The sequence below is a fragment of the Paenarthrobacter sp. NEAU-H11 genome (assembly GCF_050573415.1).
Classification (GTDB): Bacteria; Actinomycetota; Actinomycetes; order Actinomycetales; family Micrococcaceae; genus Arthrobacter.
In genome coordinates this window covers 1-14,135 of record NZ_JBNZGA010000014.1, presented here as the reverse complement: position 1 = coordinate 14,135, position 14,135 = coordinate 1, and the positions used below count along the sequence as shown (strand labels likewise).

Annotated in this window: 10 protein-coding genes; 6 read left to right on the top strand and 4 right to left on the bottom strand. The window is 67.5% G+C overall.

The features are described from left to right. Positions 1 to 61: 61 nt before the first annotated feature. A complete protein-coding gene (locus tag ACQ3DC_RS16225) occupies positions 62 to 3,559 on the bottom strand; it encodes a S41 family peptidase (RefSeq protein WP_430752764.1) in 3,498 nt (1,165 codons plus the stop codon). A 73-nt stretch (positions 3,560 to 3,632) separates the two neighbouring features. On the opposite strand from ACQ3DC_RS16225, the gene ACQ3DC_RS16220 reads away from it, so the two are divergent. Further along, positions 3,633 to 4,559, top strand: coding sequence for a TIGR01777 family oxidoreductase (locus ACQ3DC_RS16220; protein ID WP_430752763.1), 927 nt, complete (start codon positions 3,633 to 3,635; stop codon positions 4,557 to 4,559). 40 nt (positions 4,560 to 4,599) lie between these two features. Here ACQ3DC_RS16220 and ACQ3DC_RS16215 read toward each other — a convergent pair whose 3' ends face one another. Then, positions 4,600 to 6,270 (bottom strand): serine/threonine-protein kinase, encoded by a 1,671-nt coding sequence (locus ACQ3DC_RS16215; RefSeq protein WP_430752762.1) that lies wholly within the window; start codon positions 6,268 to 6,270, stop codon positions 4,600 to 4,602. 164 nt (positions 6,271 to 6,434) lie between these two features. Between ACQ3DC_RS16215 and lipB the strand changes: the two genes are divergently transcribed. Genes lipB through purU form a run of 5 tightly spaced genes read left to right on the top strand, consistent with a single transcriptional unit; the run spans position 6,435 to position 11,422 of the window. Further along, on the top strand, positions 6,435 to 7,103 hold the full coding sequence (gene lipB, locus ACQ3DC_RS16210; RefSeq protein ID WP_321215940.1) for a lipoyl(octanoyl) transferase LipB: 669 nt from the start codon (positions 6,435 to 6,437) through the stop codon (positions 7,101 to 7,103). Next, positions 7,100 to 8,119 carry a lipoyl synthase gene (lipA, locus tag ACQ3DC_RS16205; RefSeq protein ID WP_157240933.1) on the top strand — a complete coding sequence of 340 codons (1,020 nt, stop codon included), beginning with the start codon at positions 7,100 to 7,102 and terminating at the stop codon, positions 8,117 to 8,119. The genes lipB and lipA overlap by 4 nt, the downstream gene beginning before the upstream one ends. Positions 8,120 to 8,173: 54 nt before the next feature. Then, entirely contained in the window at positions 8,174 to 9,025 is an 852-nt protein-coding gene (locus ACQ3DC_RS16200) for a methylenetetrahydrofolate reductase (RefSeq protein ID WP_157240936.1), read from the top strand. Next, on the top strand, positions 9,015 to 10,481 hold the full coding sequence (gene cycA / locus ACQ3DC_RS16195) for a D-serine/D-alanine/glycine transporter (RefSeq protein WP_430752761.1): 1,467 nt from the start codon (positions 9,015 to 9,017) through the stop codon (positions 10,479 to 10,481). Before ACQ3DC_RS16200 ends, cycA begins: the two co-directional genes overlap by 11 nt. Continuing rightward, positions 10,478 to 11,422: a formyltetrahydrofolate deformylase gene (gene purU, locus ACQ3DC_RS16190; protein ID WP_430752760.1), complete on the top strand. Its 945-nt coding sequence runs from the start codon at positions 10,478 to 10,480 to the stop codon at positions 11,420 to 11,422. Before cycA ends, purU begins: the two co-directional genes overlap by 4 nt. A 606-nt stretch (positions 11,423 to 12,028) precedes the next feature. Here purU and ACQ3DC_RS16185 read toward each other — a convergent pair. Together ACQ3DC_RS16185 and ACQ3DC_RS16180 are read right to left on the bottom strand one after the other, a co-directional pair. Further along, complete coding sequence (locus ACQ3DC_RS16185; protein WP_104999110.1) at positions 12,029 to 12,451, bottom strand: universal stress protein; 423 nt, start codon at positions 12,449 to 12,451, stop codon at positions 12,029 to 12,031. A 233-nt stretch (positions 12,452 to 12,684) separates the two neighbouring features. Next, positions 12,685 to 13,998: a DUF222 domain-containing protein gene (locus ACQ3DC_RS16180; RefSeq protein WP_430752759.1), complete on the bottom strand. Its 1,314-nt coding sequence runs from the start codon at positions 13,996 to 13,998 to the stop codon at positions 12,685 to 12,687. Positions 13,999 to 14,135: the final 137 nt, after the last annotated feature.

Here is a 14,135-nt window from a genome sequence, read left to right as displayed (position 1 = left end):
CCCGCCTGTCCGGAATGTTCCGGACAGGCGGGGCCTTTTTCTGCTTTCCGCGCGGCCCCGGTCAGTTGCCTTGTCGGCGCGCCGGGAGCGGAGCCGGACGCAGCCGGCGGTACCCTTCCCGGGCCGGCGGACGGTCCGTGGGCAGCTCCTGGACCATTTCCTTCAGCGCCCCAATGCCGTACTCCAGCTGTGGGTCCCGGCCCGCCGCATAGGCGTGCGGCGGGTAGGTGACCTCGATGTCCGGGTCCACGCCGTAGTTCTCCACGCCCCAGCCCACGCCGCCGCCGAACCAGGTGGCGTACCGCGGCTGCGTCACGCCGGTGCCGTCGGCAAGGGAGAAGCGGTTGTCGATGCCCACCACGCCGCCCCAGGTGCGGGTGCCGATGACCGGTCCGATCCCCCTGAGCTTGGACACCTGGGTGATGATGTCGCCGTCCGAGCCAGCGAATTCGTCGGCCAGAATGATCACGGGTCCGCGCGGTGCGTGGTGCGGGTAGGTTCGCGGCTTTTCCCCGCGTGGCATGCTCCAACCGGTCACCTTGCGGCCGATCAGTTCTGCGACCAGTTGCGAGGTGTGCCCGCCACGGTTGCGGCGGACATCGACAATGAGGCCGTCAAGCGCAGTTTCCGTGTCAAGGTCACGGTGCAGCTGTGCCCAGCCGTTGGCCATCATGTCCGGAATGTGCAGGTAGCCAAACTTGCCCCCGGAGGCTTCGCGGACAGTGCGCCGGTTTGAGGCCACCCATTCCTGGTACCGCAGGCGCTCCTCATCCTTGACGGGAACGACGGCGACGCGGCGCTGGGTGCCTGCTGCGGCCCCGTGTGCCGGACCATTCAGGAGGGTGAGCTCCACAGCCCGCCCGGCTGCTCCCACCAGCTGCATGGCCGGGGTGATGCCTTCGGACAGCGGCACGCCGTCGACAGCCAGCAGGAAGTCGCCGGCCTTTGCGCCGACTCCCGGCCTGGTCAGGGGTGAAGTGGCCAGCGGATCGGAGGACTCGCCGGCAAGGATCCGGGTGATCTCCCACCCGCCGGAGACGTACGCCAGGTCCGCGCCGAGCCTGCCCTGGCCGTGGCTGCCGTTTTCGGTGACGGGCGCCGGCCGGACGTAGGCATGCGACGTCCCCAGCTCGCCGTGCAGCTCCCACAGGAGGTCCACCAAATCATCGTGCGAGCCGAGGCGCTCCACCAGGGGACGGTAACGCCGGTGGATGGAATCCCAGTCCTGCCCCGCCATGTCCTCGGTCCAGAAGAAATCGCGCTGCAGCCGCCAGGCCTCGTCAAAAGCCTGCCCCCAGACACTGAGCGGGTCCATCATCACCCTGATCCGGCCGAGGTCAACCTTGACCAGCTTCCCGGACTCCTCGTCCACCTTGGCGTCGGCCGGGACCACTGTCACCTGCTTGTCCGAGATCAGCACCACCTTGCTGCGGTCCCCTGACAGCCGGTAGCTGTCCAGCGCGTCCACGAGGGTGGCCTGCTTGCGCCGGCCAAGGTCGTACCGGACCAGGCTGGGCCGGGAATCCTTGTCCTCCTGGCTGGCTTTTCCATCACCGGTCACGCCGGCCAGGGCCCAGTCGAGCCACAGCAGTGCCCCCTCGGCGGCCTTCAGGGACGTGTAGTTGCCCTGCGGCACGGGCACGGTGATGACCCGGTGCGCCAGGCCCTCGGGATCCACCCGGACCTCCGGCTGCTCCGGGCCCGTGCCGTCCTGCTGCCCGGCTGCCTCGGCGGACGGCGTGCCTGCACCGTCGGAGTCCACGGCGGGGCCGAAGGGCGACGGCGTATCCGAGGCGAGTGCTACAAGGTACGGCTTGATGGGGCTGGGGAAGGAGAGGTCGAAGGAGTGTCCGTCGTACACCGGATCGAAGCTGCGGTTGGAGAGGAAGGCCAGGAACCTGCCGTCGGGGGTGAAGGCCGGCGACTGGTCACAGAAGCGCCCGTCGGTGACTTCCACCGGGGCGGCGCCGGGCTTTGCCACGTTGGCCAGCCGCAGCCGGCTGCGCGAACCAAAGGACGTGACCGGCTCCGACCATACGAGCCATTGCGAGTCCCCGGACCATGCGAGGTCCGCAACCGTGCCCTCGCCGATGCTGGACACCAGTGTCAGCTCGCCCGTGCGCGTGTCTGCCACGTAGACCTCACCGAAGGATGTGCCCAGGGCTATCCGGCGACCGTCCGGGCTCGCCTCGAGGGCACTGGCACGCGACGGCTTGGGGAAGGCGATGCGGGTTGCGGCCGGCCCTGCCGGTGCCTCCGCAGCCGGGGCGCCGGATTCAGGCGCGACGTCGGCCTGCTCGTCCGAGGCATGGGCGGCCGGCGTGTTCCCGGCGAGCACGGCAGCGCCGGCAGCAGGGACGGGCTGCGGCAGCACCACGGCGTCCTCCGGCGGCGCGCCGTTGTCCAATGCCGCGCTGGTCCCCTTTGTGCCCGCTGCAGCTGTGCCGGCTGCAGCGGCAGGGTGCGGCACAGGGGCCGCGATGTCCTTGATGTACAGCGCCTCCACGCCATCGTGGTCCGCCAGGTAGGCAAGCCGGCCGTCGCCAAGGGGCCGGGGCAGGCGGGCGCGGACACCCGGCGTTGCCTCAATGATGCGGGACGGACCATCCTTGTGGCGGAGCCAGTGGATGGTGCCGTGGGCCTCGACCGCACTTGCAGTGCCGCTGGTGTCCGGTACCACCGCGCCGAGGTGTTTGGCCGCCTTCAGCAGTGCAGGGCGCCTGGACTGCGATGCGGAGCCCAGGCTGATGTCCAGCCGGACGGCGTCGGAACCGAGGTCGTGCAGCACCCAGAGCTCACCGGCGGACTCGAAGATCACGCGTTTGCCGTCTGTGGAGGCGTGCCGGACATAGAAGTCCTCGTGGTCCGTATGCCGGCGCAGGTCCGTTCCGCCGGGCAGGACCGAATACAGGTTGCCGTAACCCTCGTGGTCGGAAAGGAACGCGATGCGGCCATCCACCCACATTGGATCAGCGAGGTTGCCCTCAAGCTCCGGAAGGAGGCGCTCGAACTCCCCGTTGCCGTCGGTGTCGATCCACAGCTTCCCTGCCGTGCCGCCGCGGTAGCGCTTCCACCAGGCGGGTTCGCGGGACAGCACGCTGCCAACCACCACTGGCCGCTCGTCACCCACCTCCGGGCCAAAGGCCACGGACTCAACCGGCCCGTACGGGAGTTCCTCGGCCCAGCCGCCCTCCAGCGGGACACTGTACGCGTGCGTGTGCCTGCTTTCGGCCTGGCGGAAGGCACTCGTGACCACTACCGCACCGCCGGCGGTGAAGCCCTTTACCCTCGTGGTGCTGTGGCCGAAGTACGTCAGCTGGCGGTATCCCCCGCCGTCGACCTCTGCCGATACCACCTCAGGCGCCGTTCCCTGGACCACTGTCCACACCAGCCGCTTCCCGTCGGGAGTGAAGCGGGGATTGCGGGCGGGCAGCTGGAGTGCCGAGACGCGCCAGGCGCGGCCGCCGCCCAGGGGCGCAATCCACACGTCATCCTCGGCCACGAAAGTGACCAGATCACCATGCAGATGCGGGAAACGGAAGTAGCTCGAAAAGGTCATCGTTCGATCATAGTCAACCCCCCTGCGGCCTGTCGGGAGGTGCCGCCGCGCACGTGGCGTGGTGAGATGGACCATGCGTATCGTCATGGCCGGGGCCTCCGGGCTGATCGGCAAATCCATGTCAGCAACCTTCCGGAACGCCGGACACGACGTCGTGTCCTTGGTCAGGCGGAAGCCCGGCACGGCGGCGGAAGTCCGGTGGAACCCTGCCGCGGGGGAACTGGACCCGCAGGCCCTGGCCGGGGCTGACGCCGTCGTCAATCTCTCCGGCGCCGGCATCGGTGACCGGCCATGGACCCGCAGGCGCGTTGAGGAGCTCTTCCGCTCGCGGGTGGATTCAACGCGCACCCTCACCCGGGCGATGCAGCAGATGGATTCCCCGCCGCATGTCCTGCTGAGCCAGTCCGGCTCCAACTACTACGGCAACGCGGGAAATACTGTGCTCCGTGAAGATGCGCCGCGGGGTTCCGGAACGCTGGCCGCGATCTGCGGGGAGTGGGAGGACGCCGCTGCCACCGCTCCCCCGGGTGTGCGGGTGGTGGTGACCCGGACGGGCGTGGTACTCAGCCGGAAGGGAGGCGCCCTGGGCAGGCTGATGCCGCTGATCCGGCTGGGCGTGGGCGGCCCGCTGGGAAACGGCCGCCAGTACTGGCCCTGGATTACCCTTCCGGATGTTTCCGCGGCGTTCCTCTTTTTGCTGGAGTCCCGCATTAGCGGGCCGGTCAACCTCTGTGCTCCCGAGGACGCCGACGTCAATGCCCTGGTGTCGGCCCTTGCCCGCGCCGTGCACCGCCCCGCGGCCCTGCGGGTACCTGCCCCGGTCCTCCGGCTGGTGATGCGTGCGCTGGCGGACGAACTCCTGCTGTCCAGCCAGCGCATGGAGCCTGCCGTGCTTCGGGCTGCCGGATTCCAGTGGCAGCATCCCACGCTGGCACAGGCCGCGCAGTGGGTTGCGGGCCAGGACAAGGTTGCTGGCAAAGAAGGGGCCGGCCTGGGCTAAGGCAGCCGGCCGCTGCGGCAGGATCAGGAGCCCGGCAAGATCAGGAGCCCGGCAGGATCTCGCTGATCCGCCACCTGCCGTCGCCGGCTACGAGGACCAGCCTGAGCTGGCGCGCTCCGGCGGCCGGCCCGGCCCCAACGACCACGCCCTGGGCGTCCTTCTCCTCATAGGCGGAGGAACTGGACAGGACACGCACCACGGCGCGCTCGGCTGTTGCGCCGTCCTCGGTGCGAAGCTCCGCAAGGTTGCTGGAGAACCCGTCGAGGATGTGGCCGGAGCTGCGCAGGCGCTCCACTGCCTGCTGGTCCGAGGCCGCTGCCGGCGAATCCTTTGCATTGACTTCTGCCAGCAGTTCCCAATAGCCCCTGCTGAAAGCCAGGTCCCGCAGGAGGGCGAGTCCCTCCACCGCCTGGACGGGATCGGAGTCCCCGGCCTGCTGCCTGGCGGCATCGGCAGGGCCTGCCCCGCCCTCAGTGCCGCGCCCTGTTCCAGCGGCTGCCGTACCGGCAGCCACGGGCGGCGGCGCAGCGGCGGCAGCTGATCCCCGGGCGGCGGGGGCAGTTTCGGCGGCCGTACCACCGGTTCCAGCGAGCCACCACACGCCTGCGGCAGCCACCGCCGCAGCCGCCGGCAGCACTCGCCGCAACACCGGAGAACGGCGCCGCCCCCTGCCCGGCGCTGCGAGAGCGTGCCTTCCTTGGGAAGGACGAACCTCACCCGTGGCATTCGGGAAGGGCATGCGTTGCCTGGAAAGCGCCAGCGCCCCCCACTTCGCAGCGGCGAACCGCCTGCCGGCGGCCGCGGCCCTGTCCTTGACTGCTCCGCGCCGGGACGGCGCCGGGATGTGCCGGCGGGTCATCAATTCCGGGATCACCGTGGGATGGACCGAGGCCGCGAGGTCCAGCGGCCGGGGCGAGGCACTGCGGTAGACGGCCGTGGCCAGGGCAGCCGCCGTGGGCCGGCGCCTCCGGTCTTCATTGAGCCCGGCCTCCAGGGCGGCCGCCAACTCCCGTGGAACATCCGGAACCAGGAGGGAAAGCGGCGGCCGGTCAACGGTACGGGGCGGAGCCTGGCCGGTCAGGCAAAACCAGCCGAGTGCCGCCGTCGCATAGACGTCCCGTTCCGGTTGGAGGCCCCGCACTGCGTCCACCGGGGCCGGGTCCACGAAGCCGGGCGTCCCGGAAAGCGGGGTACTGCCCGGGTCACCCAGCATCCGCGCTATGCCGAGATCGGACAGGAGCGGTTTGCCCTGTCCGGTGAACAGGACGTTTCCCGGGGAGACGTCCGAGTGGGTGAATCCCTTGCTGTGCAGGTAGCCCAGGACCTGGGCCAGGGGCGTCAGTACCGTCACTGTTTCGCCAACAGTGAGCCGGCCGCGGCTGGATACCAGGGCGGCCAGGGACCCGCCGGAAGCGTAGTCCATGACCAGCGCCGTCCCGCCGTCCGGCTGTCCTCCCAGCCGGACGGCGTCACGCGCTTTGACCAGGTGCTGGTGGTCCAGGACGGACAGGATCCGGATCTCACGCCGCACGGCGTCTTCCGTCACCGTCTCCGGGCGGATTGACCGGGCCGGGCCTGAGCGGAAGCATTTCACCGCGAAGTTCCGCCCCGTCTTCTGCTCCCTGGCCAGCCACACAACCGCGCTCCCGCCCTGCCCTAGCAGGCGTTCGACGGCGAAGCCCGGCACCTCGGGTGCCTGCAAATCTTCCATAGCTCATGTCTAGCCGAATCCGGCAGGGCCTGCAGAAGTTATCCACAGGCATGCCATCAGGGGCTCCGCGCTTGTGCCGGAGCCCCTGTGACGTGCCCCCTGCAGGTGGGTGAGCTTAAGCACTAAACCGGGCGCGGGACGCCGCGGGGTCTAAGCTGGATGCCATGACTCTTGAGTTTTCACAGCTGGGTCTTGCTCCGGATTTTGTCGATTACACACGTGGTTGGGAAATCCAGAGCGAACTCCATGACAAAGTGGTCGCGGGGATGGCACCCAGCACTGTCCTCCTCCTGGAACACGCACCGGTGTATACCGCCGGAAAACGGACCGAGGACCACGAACGGCCGTTCGACGGCACCCCGGTGGTCCCGGTGGACCGCGGCGGGAAACTGACCTGGCACGGTCCGGGCCAGCTGGTGGGATACCCCATTATCAAACTGAAGAACCGGGCAGGCATCCGCGATTACGTCGAACGCCTGGAATCCGTGATCATCGCGGTCCTCGCTGACTACGGGATCAACGCCGTGCGCATCAAGGGCAGGGCCGGGGTGTGGATCACCGCGGACAGCAAGGGTCCGGACCGGAAGATCGCCGCCATCGGCATCCGGGTGCACGAGGGCGTGACCATGCACGGCTTCGCCATCAACTGCAACAACGATCTTGCACCGTACTCGCAGATCATCGCCTGCGGAATCACGGATGCCGGCGTGACAACCATTGCCCGGGAAACCGGCCATGACGTTGCCCCCGCTGACCTTGTTTCCCGGATCACCGAAGAACTGCGCAAGAATGAAGACGCCCTGGTCGCTACCCCCGAAGGAGCTCTACTGTGACATTGGCACCTGAAGGCCGGAAGCTTTTGCGCGTTGAACAGCGCAACTCGGCTGTCCCGGTGGAGCGGAAGCCGGACTGGATCAAGGCCAAGGTCCAGATGGGCCCGGAGTTCGTCCAGCTCAAGAACCTGGTCAAGAAGGAAGGCCTGCACACGGTGTGCGAGGAGGCCGGCTGCCCCAACATCTTCGAGTGCTGGGAGGACAAGGAAGCCACGTTCCTGATCGGCGGGTCCGAGTGCACCCGGCGGTGTGACTTCTGCCAGATCGATACCGGCAAGCCCTCCCCGGTGGACAGGTTCGAGCCCACCAAGGTGGCCCGCTCCGTCCAGGCCATGCAGCTGCGCTACGCCACCGTCACCGGGGTGGCCCGTGACGACCTCGAGGACGAGGGCGTGTGGCTGTACGCCGAGACGGTCCGCAAGATCCACGAACTGAACCCCGGCACCGGGGTGGAGCTGCTGATCCCGGACTTCTCCGGCAAACCCGAACACATCGAAGCGATCTGCGACTCCAGGCCCGAGGTCTTCGCGCACAACGTGGAGACGGTGCCGAGGATTTTCAAGCGGATCCGGCCCGCGTTCCGCTATGAGCGGTCCCTGGACGTGATCACGCAGGGCCGGAACCTGGGCATGGTGACCAAGTCCAACCTGATCCTGGGCATGGGCGAAACCCGGGAAGAGATCTCCGAGGCGCTGCGGGACCTGCACGAGGCCGGCTGCGACCTGATCACCATCACCCAGTACCTGCGCCCGTCCGAGCGGCACCTGCCGGTGGACCGCTGGGTCAAGCCGCAGGAATTCGTGGACCTCCAGGACGAGGCCAACGAGATCGGCTTCCTGGGCGTCATGTCCGGGCCGCTGGTCCGTTCCTCCTACCGCGCCGGCCGGCTCTGGGCCACCGCGATGCGGAAGAAGGGCCGCGACATCCCCGCCGAACTCGCCCACATCGCCGACGGCATCCAGGACTCCGGCACCACCCGCCAGGAGGCCAGCTCACTGCTCGCCGCCACGGCCTGATGCGGGACCTGCCCAAGGCTGAAGCTTTCCGTACCTGATGACCAGACAGGACCAATGATGTTCCCCATCAGAATCGAAATCATCCCTTCCGAAGGAATCGTTGAGCAGGTCCAGGCCCTGGTGCCCCGGAGCACCACGCTCAGCGTCACCTGCCTGCCGCACCACGGCATCGAACGGACCATGCGCACCGCGGTGGAGGCGGCAGACCTCGGTTATACCGTGGTCCCGCACCTGGCTGCGCGGAGCATCCGCAGCCGCGCCGAGCTCACCGAGATCATCCGGGGCTGCAACGCCGCCGGCATCGGCGAGGTGTTCGTCATCGGCGGCGACCGGAAACAGCCGGCAGGCACGTACGACTCCGCCCTTCCGGTACTGGAAGACATCGCCCAGTACACCGGCGGGACCATGCGGGCCGGAGTTGCCGGCTATCCCGAGGGCCATCCGGTAGCCAGCCCCCTGGACCTGCTGGACGGCTTGCTGGCCAAGCAGCACCTGGCCTCGCACGTGGTCACCCAAATGTGCTTCGACCCGGGAAGAATCCATGACTACGCGGCACTTTTGCGCCGCGAAGGCGTACGCCTGCCCGTCTGGGCGGGCGTGGCGGGGTCCGTCCCGCGGACGAAACTGGTGGCACTCGCCACGCAGATCGGCGTCGGAAGTTCCCTGAAATTCCTCAGCCGCAAGGGCCCGCTGGCCCGCAAACTCCTGAGCGGGGACCGCTACTCGCCGGACAGCCTGATCACCGGGCTGGCAACACAGCCGGGCAACATTGCCGGCATCCACCTTTACAGCTTCAACAGCCTTGCTTCGGCGCCGGACTATGGCGTCCACCCAGCGCCGGAACAGGCATCCCCTTCCGCAGCACTCCACCCAGCATTGATTCGAGGAGCAGCACGTGACCACTAAATCCACTACTTCCCACCAGGAGCCGCATCTCGAGCGGCAACTCACCAACAGGCACATCCAGCTGATCGCCATTGGCGGCGCCATCGGCACGGGCCTGTTCATGGGCTCCGGCAAGACCATCTCCGCGGCCGGGCCGTCCGTCATTTTTGTCTACATGATCATCGGCTTCATGCTGTTCTTCGTCATGCGGGCCATGGGCGAACTGCTGCTGAGCAACCTGAACTACAAATCCTTCAGCGACTTCGCCGCGGACCTCCTCGGCCCCTGGGCGGGTTTTTTCACCGGCTGGACCTACTGGTTCTGCTGGGTGATCACCGGAATCGCGGACGTCATCGCGATCGCCGGCTACTCCAAGGAGCTCTGGCCGGGGCTGCCGCTCTGGATCCCGGGCCTGGCCACCGTGGCCATCCTGCTGCTCCTGAACCTCGTCACCGTGAAGGCGTTCGGCGAGACCGAGTTCTGGTTTGCCCTGATCAAGATCATCGCCATCGCGGCGCTGATCATCGTGGGCATGTTCATGATCTTCACGGGCTTCCAGTCCGACGCCGGCCCTGCCACCTTCACGAACCTGTGGAGCCACGGCGGCATGTTCCCGAACGAGTTCATGGGTTTCGTGGCCGGCTTCCAGATTGCGGTGTTCGCGTTTGTGGGCATTGAACTGGTGGGCACCACGGCAGCCGAGGCCAAGGACCCGGAGAAGAACCTGCCCAAGGCCATCAACTCCATCCCCATCCGCGTGCTGCTCTTCTACGTTGGCGCCCTCATCGTCCTGATGTCCGTCACCCCGTGGACCCAGTTCCAGGCAGGCCACAGCCCGTTCATCGCCATGTTCTCCCTGGCCGGCCTCGGCGCTGCAGCCACCGTGGTGAACCTGGTGGTGCTCAGCTCCGCCATGTCCTCGGCCAACTCCGGCATCTACTCCACCTCCCGCATGGTGTACGGGCTGGCCCAGGAGGGCGACGCGCCCTCGGCGTTCGGTGCCCTGTCACGCCGCAAGGTCCCGCAGAACGCGCTGTTCCTCTCCTGCGTCCTGCTGCTCTCCGGGGTGGTGCTGATGTACGCAGGCCAGGACATCGGCAAGGCCTTCGACATGGTGACCACCGTGTCCGCCGTCTGCTTCGTGTTCGTCTGGTCCATCATCCTGGCCAGCTACCTGGCGTTCCGCCGCCGCCGCCCGCACCTGCATGAGGCATCGAAGTACCGGATGCCCGGCGGCGTGCCGATGGTCTGGGTGGTCTTCGCGTTCTTCGCCTTTGTCCTGTGGGCCCTGACCACGCAGCCGGACACGCTCCTGGCGCTGCTGGCCACACCGCTGTGGTTCGTCATCCTCGGCGTTGCCTGGCTGGCCATCCGCCGCCGCCCGGCCCACCTGGCCAGGTACGCGGAGTTCCAGGCAGATCTTGCCCGGGAAGCGGAAACGTCCAAGGCCCGGGAACTTGAGAAGGTGCAGAAATGAGCACGGCCACCACGCTCACCCCCAACACTCCCGCAGCCGCCCCTGCACACGATGCCGCGGCGCCGGACCCGGCCGCCGCCGTCGAACATGTCCTGACGGTTGACTGCGTGGAATCACCCGGGATTGTCCACGCGATCTCCGCATTCCTGCTGGAGCAGGGGTGCGACATCATCGACATCAAGCAGTACGGTGACAAGGCACAGGGGCACTTCTTCATGCGCGTGCACTTCTCCTCCGGGTCTCCGGCCGCCGGGCAGCCCGCCGGCACTGAAGAGCTTCGCAGCGGCTTCGCCCAGGTTGCGGAGAAGTGGCAGATGAACTGGCAGCTCGAACCGCACGGCCGGAAACGCCGGGTGCTGGTGATGGTGTCCAAGATGGGGCACTGCCTCAACGACCTGCTGTTCCGGGCGCGGACGGGCGATATCCCGGTGGAGATCGTGGCCGTCGTCTCCAACCACCGCGACCAGGAGGGCCTGGTCCAGTGGCACGGCATCCCGTTCTTCCACGTGCCGGTCACCAAGGACACCAAGGCCGACGCCGAGGCCCGGCTCCTGGAGCTCGTGGACGCGTTCGACGTGGAACTGGTGGTCCTGGCCCGCTACATGCAGGTCCTGAGCGACGACCTTTCAGCCAAGCTGGCGGGGAAAACCATCAACATTCACCACTCGTTCCTGCCCAGCTTCAAAGGCGCGAAGCCCTACCACCAGGCGTATGAGCGCGGCGTCAAGACCGTGGGCGCCACCGCCCACTACGTCAATGCAGAACTGGACGAGGGCCCGATCATCTCGCAGCAGGTCATCGAGGTGGACCACACGTACACTGCCGATGACCTGGTGGCCGTGGGCCGGGACGCCGAGTGCGTGGCGCTGCGGAACGCCGTCCGCTGGCACTGCGAGGGCCGGATCCTGCTGCTGGGCAACCGGACCGTCGTCCTGCGGTAGGGGAGTTCCTCCGCCGAAACAGGCCAAGGCGGAAGGCTGACGGAAGCGGACGACGGCGGGAGGTCCCGCCGTCGTCCGCAACGATGGGTATGGCGGACTTCGGTGCGGGCCGGAAACGGCGGACAACAACCTGGATTAGTGCGCTGGCCGTGTTGGGCGCATGGCTTTCGAAGTCATACCGGTGATTCAGGTGGCCCGCACTTTTCGAGCTGTGGGGCCCGGGTCCCGCCGGAGGTTGCTAGGGCCAGTCGGCAAGGCGGAACTGTAGGGGCTGCCTGATTCCGAGCAGGAGGTCGCCCGTCCATTCGGCCACACTGCGCTGACGGTCATCGGGCGGGTCTGGAATCAGCGGCTGCCGGGGGTCCTCAAACGCGTTGTCCCCTGGAGTGTCATTTGAGCTTTTCATGGTTTCCCTTTGGTGTGCCTGTGAAGCAACCCTAGGCAGGCAGCCATACCAGGGGAAGGGGGTTTATCTAGCGACAAGATAAACTTCGCAAATCTTGAGGAAAGCTCCCTTAAAGCAAACGGGCGACGGGCGGGAGGTCCCGTCGTCGCCCGTTTGCTGGCCGCTGGTCCCGGTACCTTGGCTGGTCCCGGCGGTGTTGCCTAGTCTTCGTACGTGTTGGCGATGTAGACATCGCAGGGGGCGTTGTGCGCCACACTGTTGGCCACGCTGCCCAGGAGACGGCCGATGCCGCGCATCCTCCGGTTGCCCACCACGATCAGCCGGGCGTCCAGGCGCATGGCTTCCTTGATGAGGGAATCGGCGGGTTTTCCGCGGGCGGCGAAGTGGGTGACCTCCACCCCCGGCCGCGTGTCGGCCAGTGACTTCGCGACGTTTTCGGAGGCATCGGAGTTCCAGACCCTCACCTCGTCCGAGCCGACGCCGAAGGTCTCGGAACGGTCGACGTCGAATGCGGTCACCACGTGAAGCGAAGCTCCCAGCGCTTTGGCCAGGTCCAGCGCTTTTTCCGCGGCCTTCAATGCCGAGGGGCTGCCGTCCACCCCAACTACCACTACTCCACTCATTCATGGCTCCTTTGCTCGTGTACTTTCAGCGTTCACTGCCCAGTCTAGGGAAGTTCGGGCTGACGCCCCCATGCCAATTTGCGGAGGGCACGCGCGACCTGTTGGTTCAGGGGACGCTAGGGCCCGGCACAGGCGAACACTTTGCCAAAGAACGCCCCCGGCCCGTCCGCGGCCGCTTGGGCTTCCGCCTTGGACGCAGGCCGCTCCAGGGCAGCTCTCCGCCCGGCGGCAGGTCAGGGACGGGCATGCAAAAACTTGTCTATTGCATCTTCCGCTGGGGACTGCCCGATGTAAGCAAGGTCCGGAGGGCAACAAGGTGGGCGACCGGGAACTGTCTGCAGTTGTTCCGGGTTCCCTGGCCACTGTGGTGGTTCCCAGTCGTGGTGTTCGGGCTTGTAGTGGCGGCCGGTGGGTGAGGTCCAGCCGGGTGGCTGGGTTTTGGTGCCGGGGGTGGGTTTCCAGCGGCTGTTGTGTTTGAGGCGGTGGTGTTTGGGGCAGAGTTGGGCCAGGTTGCTGATTCCGGTGGTTCCGCCGTGGTGCCAGGCCTGGAGGTGGTCTGCCTCGTTGTCCGAAGTCCGGTTGTTGCAGCCGGGGAAGGTGCATTTTCCGTCGCGGAGGCGGAGTGCTTGTTTCATGGCTTTGGTGAGGCGGTAGCTGGTACGGCCGATTTCCAGGGGCGCACCGTCGCGCGGGTCCACCAAGACGCGGTGGAACGAGGTGGCGCCGTCGGCGACGAGTTTGCGGGCCGTGGAGGCGGGGATGGGCCCGTACCCGTCCAGCATTGCGGGTTCATCGGTGAGGCCGAGGAGTGAGAACACCGGGACGGTGACCAGGACGTCCGCCTTGGGCGCCGGGACCTTGCCCAGGCGCGCAGCGTCCCCTTCTGCCGGGGCCGCGTTTGCAGGCGCAGCGTCCTCGTCTGCTGTGTCCCTGGTGCTGGTGTTGGCGCTGCGCGTGTCCGGTGTGCTGAGCAGCAGGGCTGCGGCGGTGTCGGGGCGGAGTTGGGTGAGGGTGCGGGATTCGTTGGGGCCCTGGAGTCCGCGGGCGAGGGCGGTGGTGCGGTTCCAGATGGCGGATGCGGTGTCACCGGGGAGGTACAGCGAGAGCCAGGCCATGCCGTCGCGGTCCGGGGAATATTCCATCCGCCGGTCCGTTGCTGCCTTTGCGTGGCGCTTTTCGAGGGATTCGGGGTGGTGGCGTTCGCGCCAGGCCCGCACCTTTGCCCGGAACCGGGAGGGCACGAGGTCACCGGGTGCGGCTCCGCGGGCCGGGTGGGGCGCGTCCGCGTCCAGGAAATGGGCGGCCATGGCGGCGGCGCCCGCGGGGCCGAGGCCATGGGTTTCGTCGGCGAGGATTTTGGCGTGCTGCCAGGAGATGGTCCCGGCGGACAGGGCGTCCAGGGCCATCGGGAGGGAGCGCAGCTGCCGGGCCTGGCTGATGAGCGCCCCGGCAGCCGGGGAGCTCACGGTCAGGACGCCGGCGATTTCCTCGATAATGGACATCTCCTGGTAGGACCTGTCCTGCAGGGAGGCGTTCGGCGGGATCATGGCGTGCTGGAGGGGGGGGTCAAGTTTTCTGTGTAAGGGACCGGTCGGTTATCCGGTCTGCCGGGTGGTCAGATCGGAAGCCGGTTGGGGAATTGAACGGCGAAAGCGTTCAGTGCCTGGTGCCAGCCTTGGGTGCC